The organism is Sphingobacterium litopenaei (assembly GCF_014692495.1).
Lineage (GTDB): Bacteria > Bacteroidota > Bacteroidia > Sphingobacteriales > Sphingobacteriaceae > Sphingobacterium > Sphingobacterium litopenaei.
The window spans coordinates 22,111-28,245 of the sequence record NZ_JACOIJ010000039.1; the positions used below are offsets into that span (position 1 = coordinate 22,111).

The window sequence follows — 6,135 nt, forward strand, 5'->3', positions numbered from 1 at the left end:
AGCGTAATATTTATTTAGACTGGTTCTAAAGAATATCAAAATTAATATATTAATCCGAATAAATGAAAATCTTTTATCTGTTAATCGTTTTTACTTTAATTAATATAACCGCATTTGCGCAACAATCTTTTTCTGTAAAAGGCAAAGTGCATAAAGAAAATGGTGAAGTTGTGTCACATGTAACTATAAAATTAGAGGGAACAAACTTTACTGCAATTACAGACGAAAACGGTCTTTATGAATTCAAAAATGTCCCTGTCGGAAAATATACCTTATTAATCTCTTCATTAGAGATAGAAAGCAAAGTATTACAGCTAAATGTCAATAAAAATTATCCCGATCTACATATTCATATCGACGAAAAAGGAGGATTTTCAATCGACGAAGTTCGCATCGAACGCAAAACCGCCAAAAAAGAAATTGAAACATCTGGTTTTGCAGTCGCTGTTATCGAAACAAAAGAAGCTTCATTAAGAAATTTAACGACAAACGAATTATTGGACCGTGCTGTAGGTGTGCGTGTTCGTCAAAATGGTGGTGAAGGATCTCCGATTGATTACAATTTAAATGGTATGTCCGGTAGCACAATAGGTATATTTTTAGATGGGTTGGAGATTTCAACCTATGGTTCTTCATTCAATCTTAACAATATTCCTCCAGCGATGATTGAGCGTCTTGAAGTATACAAAGGTGTGTTGCCATCACATCTATCGGGTAATTATATCGGAGGAGCAATAAATGTGGTGATGAAAAAAGACGCTTCTGCCAACAACATTACCGCTGCGGTTTCGTATGGCTCCTTCAACACCTATCGTGCTGATATATCAGGGATGTATCGTAATCAAAAATCTGGATTTACAACACGGTTATCTGGATTTTACAGTCATTCAGACAATAATTATGAAATGTGGGGTAAATTTTCTAAATACACCACTTCAGGGGGTAATACCATCAGATACAATAAAACACGTAGACCAAATGACAAATTTGAAACAATAGGTGGACGCTTTGAATTTGGATTTACGGATGTCAAATGGGCAGATCAATTTTTTGTTGGTTACAATATTTCGGACTCTTACAAAGATATACCTCATGGACTGACTATGACACGTGCTTACAAAGGACGCTTTAACGAATATCAAGCGCACGTACTGAATTTAAACTATAATAAAAGGAATCTATTCGTTGATGGTTTATCATTGAATGTAAATGCTGCAAGAAGCTATCGGAATACCTACCTACAAGATACCGTTAGCCAAAAGTATAATTGGGCACGTGAAGGGAGTGATTCTTATGAATTAGAATTGATGCTTGCTCCCCCTAACAGTCAGGGCGAAGTACTTCCATATCCACATGAACTAGGTCGAGGACAACAAGGCGAAGCTGTAATTTCAGATATTGACCGTACAATCACCAACATACGATCGAATCTTGCTTATAGCCTATTTTCAGGACATCGTGTTTCACTTAACCACAAATACGAATCCACGACCAGAGATGATAAGGATTTATTAATACCAGAACGAAGTAAATGGATTACCCAAAGCGATGTAAACAACCATATTTTCGGTGTAAACTATGAAGCTGAAACATTCAACGGAAGATTAAGAACTAATTTCTTTGGAAAATATGGCATCTATAATACGGTTCAAAACATTCCAGTAAGCGAGACGAATGGCGAAATGATTTACACAAATAAAAAGACGACACGTGATAATAGCGGTTTTGGCGGAACAGCTTCATATGAAGCATTTAAAAATGCTTATTTAATAGTATCTGCCGAAAAATCATTTATCATGCCTACAGAACGTCACATATATGGAGCTCCAGAAGAAAACTTATTGCCCAATGAAAATATCTTACCTGAGTTAGCAATAAATTACAACTTAGGAACTAGATATACTATATCTCACTGGAATAAACACAAATTATCCATCTATGGCAACTTCTTTTGGAGAAATGGATATGACAAAATAATCCAACAAACAAGAACAGAGGAAGTGTTACCAGGTCGTGAAAATCAAATTGAAGATATTCAAGTTACCCAATTCGTGAATTTAGAGAAAACGCAGGCAATAGGATTTGAGGCAGAACTAAATTATATATACAATAATAAGTTAAATGCCGTTTTTAACATATCGAAGTTCAATTCCCTATTTAAAGTAAAAAATGATGACTGGGGTAATCCACATGCGCTTTATAATTTACAAGTTCCCAATGAGCCATTTTTCACAATGAATGCGAACGTACAGTACCGCATTAACAATCTAATACAAAAAAAGTCCGTTGTAAATGTGTACTACAACATGGGTTATGTGGCCCCTTTTAAAACCATTTGGTACGATTCAGATTGGTTTACGACACCTACACAGTTTACACATGATATCGGAATAAATTACAGGGTACCAAAATCAAATATTGTCATCAGTTTGGATAGCAAAAACATTTTTAACTCTGAAGTATACGACAACTTTGGCGTTCAAAAACCAGGAAGAGCCTTTTACGTAAAATTAAACTATACTATAAATAATTTTAAATAATATAAATATGAGAAATAATATATTCAGAACACTAGTTTTCAGTAGCGCAATAGCTATAGGAACATTATCAAGCTGTGAGAAAACAAATGACGAAGGACCTAATTTTTTGACTGGACCAGATCTTGGCACAAGACAATTTATTACACTAACAGGCGCATTCCCTGATGCCGAAGGTGAAGCAGGTAATGGTGGAACAAGAGCTTTAGCGATCTCACTAGCTGATGCCGAAAATCCAAATTTTGAAGCAAATGTGTTCGCAAATGGTTATACATTGCGCTCTCAACGTACTGCACGCGTACAAGGTTCTCCAAATGGAAACTTTTTATATAATATTCAGTATACTGGTGATGATGGTGGTATCTTCAACAAGTACCACGTACAAGGTGGTAAAAACTTTATTGATACCCGCGAAGAGGTAAACACTGAACCTATTTTAGGTAATGCTCCGCGTTGGGTAATTGCTGCGAACGGCATCGGTGTTGGTGTATATGCTTCCGCAAAGGTACAAGGAACTGCAGAAGGTGCTGGCGCTGACTTCGTAGATGTGAAAAGTACAGCAAAAATTTTGGCATTAGACTTAGATAATCCGACAATCTTACGTCAGACAGAATTTACTATTCCGTTTACTGAAGCTCAAACTAAAGCGGGCTATCAAATTGGACGTATTGACGTACCAATCTTAAATGCTGCTAAGAACAAAGTTTTTATTGGTTGTAACTTAACGAAGGTTGACATAACTAAAAAATCTACCGTTAATAATAATGGTGTTCAAACTTGGGCAACAACTAACCCCGGTAGAGAATTAGGTACAGCTACTTTGGTTGTTGATTACCCGAGCCTAGCCAATCCAAAGTTAATATATTCTGGAGTAAGTAAAACTAACAATCACTCGTATCGTACGATGACGCAATGGATAGGGTCTAATGGTGATATTTACCAAGCAACTGCAACTGGAGGTTCTCAAATATTGAAAATTTCAGCAAGCACAAATACCTATGATGATTCTTATAATTTTGATTTAAAGACCGCCTTAGGTTCTTCTGATAATATTGCAATCCGAGCTTGGAGACTAATCAAAGACGATGTTGGCTTAGTATTATATACAATTACTGGCACAGACGGAGGTTATTTAGCGCTAGTCGATTTGAAAGCTAAAACAGCTAGTAAATTGACTACTGAGCAAGAGTCAAATATTGGATTTAGTGGACGATCTGCCAATACAAGCACTGGTGTAACTGCTATGGTGGGCACGTTTGGACAGTTCCAAAACATTGGTGTATACGGCGACAATTTTTATGTACCATTGACTCCAAATGGCTTAGATGGTAACCTTTATATAATCAACTACAAAACAAAAGCTATTACCAAAGGTGCAAAATTGAAAAACCAATCAGGTAGCTTTTACTTAGGTGCTTATTAATTAAGCATAACCCTAACAATAAAACCTCGACTATTTGTCGAGGTTTTATTGTTATATCTCCCTATTACTAGTAACTAGTGACCATATTATCAATATAGCTACTTCTGGCGTTCAAATAAGCTTTTAGTCTGCCTACTTCTTGAGCAAAGTCCTTCCCTTTTTTCCAAATTTGCTCGTCTTTTGCTTTGGATTCATTAATCATCTCTGCATATTCATCTATGAAGGTCATTAATTGCGCAAAATGATTTGTTTTATAATTCTGCCAATGTGTTTTAAAGGCTTTTTTTACTTCAGTATCCTCCAATAATCGTTGGAAAAAGCGTGATCCAATATTGTTGTTTGACCAAAAAAATGCGCGTCCAGGATTTGTGAAATGGTTTCCAGCCCCTTCAAAACCATACGCCCAATCAAAATCCCAAATTGGTCCGAAACTATATTTACCATTGGGAACTTTGTGGATATAAGTACTTTTAGGATGGTTTAACTCTTCATTACCTGTCAAAATATACACCAATAAATACTTAGCAAAAACATTTATATCTAATTTATCACGGTAACCATTATCTGGAAAATTGGAAGAAGAAATCAAGTTTTCTAACTTTTCAAAATCGGCTTTAATTGGTGCGACTTCGCTCTGTTCTTTCAGATCAGGAGACTTAATCATCACCGGAAGGTTATAGTTGGTACTTCTAAATTTAAATTCCTCATCATAATAGGTATCTAATTCAAACAAGTATCCCTCCTTCGTCACATTGATTCTATTGTCGGCCACCTCCAAATGTTGGGTCAATACATAACTACCTTTATAATTGCCATTTATTGTCAAGTCCACCGGAATGATATCGTTGGTAAAAGGCACTTTCAAATCACGACCAATACGCATAGCGACGGCGTTACACATCAAACTCGGATCTAAGAAATTGGCCAATAACACCCAGTTTCTCGCCTCTGGCAATCCTAGTACAGATGCTTTCGTCTTCAAACGTAACCGGTAAGGTTTCTTTGGTTGTTGCCAAGTCGAATTTCCTCGTCCTCGAATTTCAGTTGGAGCATAAAAATCAGAATACAGGTCTTTGCCCAAAATCGAAACAGTACCATTCAGGTATTTCTCCTTTTCCACGACTTCTTCCTGATTATCTATTTCCACATACATATGTGGTATTGTGATATTATTTGTTAAAGTAAGCTGTACCGTAATTTCCTTTTTAGTACCCTTCGCGCCTACAAAGCTATATTTAACAGGTTGAGAAAAATCCCGTACAGTTACGCCACTTACCTGCTCTATTCCATCTACCAAAACCTTTTGAGCATTGCTTTTAAAGGTTGGAATCAAATTTTTGGCAAATAATTTCTTAACATTACCTGAATAAAGATCGTTTTGCAAAGTAAGAATAAGGTCTGCAGACAAAGAAGGATTTTTATCTGCTGAAAAATAAAATTCAGAAATTTCAATTATTTCTTCTTCATCAACAGTATCTGTATCGGTTGGAGGTTTAGAACAGGATGAAAATGTAATAAAAAGACATATAAAATACACCCATGAATTCTTGTAGATGCTCATAAATTTAGTAAATAAAAGAAGCTGTAAGATAACACTTTATGATGAAATTGGATTAACATTTTTTCAATATAGTAGGCGTTAAAAAATTTACTACACTTAATTATAAACCTGAATTCGATTATTAATTCTATTTAAAATTGCAATCATGGTGGTAAATGTTTGTATTTAAGTATCTGAAATTCAAATATTTAACAATACACCAGACCATGATTACATACGATAAAGTTACCGATATTTTCTGCATAGTTGATGAGTTTTGCAAGAACTTTGAAAAAAACACTAAAAACTTCATCATTGGGAAGGCTGCAAGACGACCAGCAACCATGTCAAATAGTGAGATCATTAGTATCCTACTATTATTTCAGATTAGTGGCTTTAAATGTTTCAAGCATTATTACATATTTTATGTACAGCGCCACATGAACAAAGATTTCCCTAAGACAGTTTCTTACAATCGTTTTGTAGAACTTAGCCAGACTGTGATTATGCCCTTAACTATGTTTCTGAAAACCTGTTGTTCGGGTTCTTGTACGGGAATATCATTTGTGGACTCTACGCCAATAAGGGTTTGCAAAAACAAACGTATAAAAGCCAATAAGGTCTTCAAAGGAACT

General features: G+C 35.5%; 4 protein-coding genes. 3 read left to right on the top strand and 1 reads right to left on the bottom strand.

The genetic code is table 11. The features are described 5' to 3' along the window. Positions 1 to 62 precede the first annotated feature (62 nt). A complete protein-coding gene (locus tag H8B04_RS14810) occupies positions 63 to 2,540 on the top strand; it encodes a TonB-dependent receptor (protein WP_190302841.1) in 2,478 nt (825 codons plus the stop codon). 7 nt (positions 2,541 to 2,547) lie between these two features. Continuing rightward, complete coding sequence (locus tag H8B04_RS14815; protein ID WP_165291931.1) at positions 2,548 to 3,960, top strand: hypothetical protein; 1,413 nt, start codon at positions 2,548 to 2,550, stop codon at positions 3,958 to 3,960. A gap of 67 nt (positions 3,961 to 4,027) precedes the next feature. Here the strand turns inward: H8B04_RS14815 and H8B04_RS14820 are convergent, their stop codons facing one another. Beyond that, positions 4,028 to 5,521: a CotH kinase family protein gene (locus H8B04_RS14820; RefSeq protein ID WP_190302842.1), complete on the bottom strand. Its 1,494-nt coding sequence runs from the start codon at positions 5,519 to 5,521 to the stop codon at positions 4,028 to 4,030. Positions 5,522 to 5,727: 206 nt separating this feature from the next. On the opposite strand from H8B04_RS14820, the gene H8B04_RS17570 reads away from it, so the two are divergent. Beyond that, on the top strand, positions 5,728 to 6,135 hold a 408-nt coding region (locus H8B04_RS17570; protein ID WP_449449431.1), incomplete at its 3' end, for a transposase.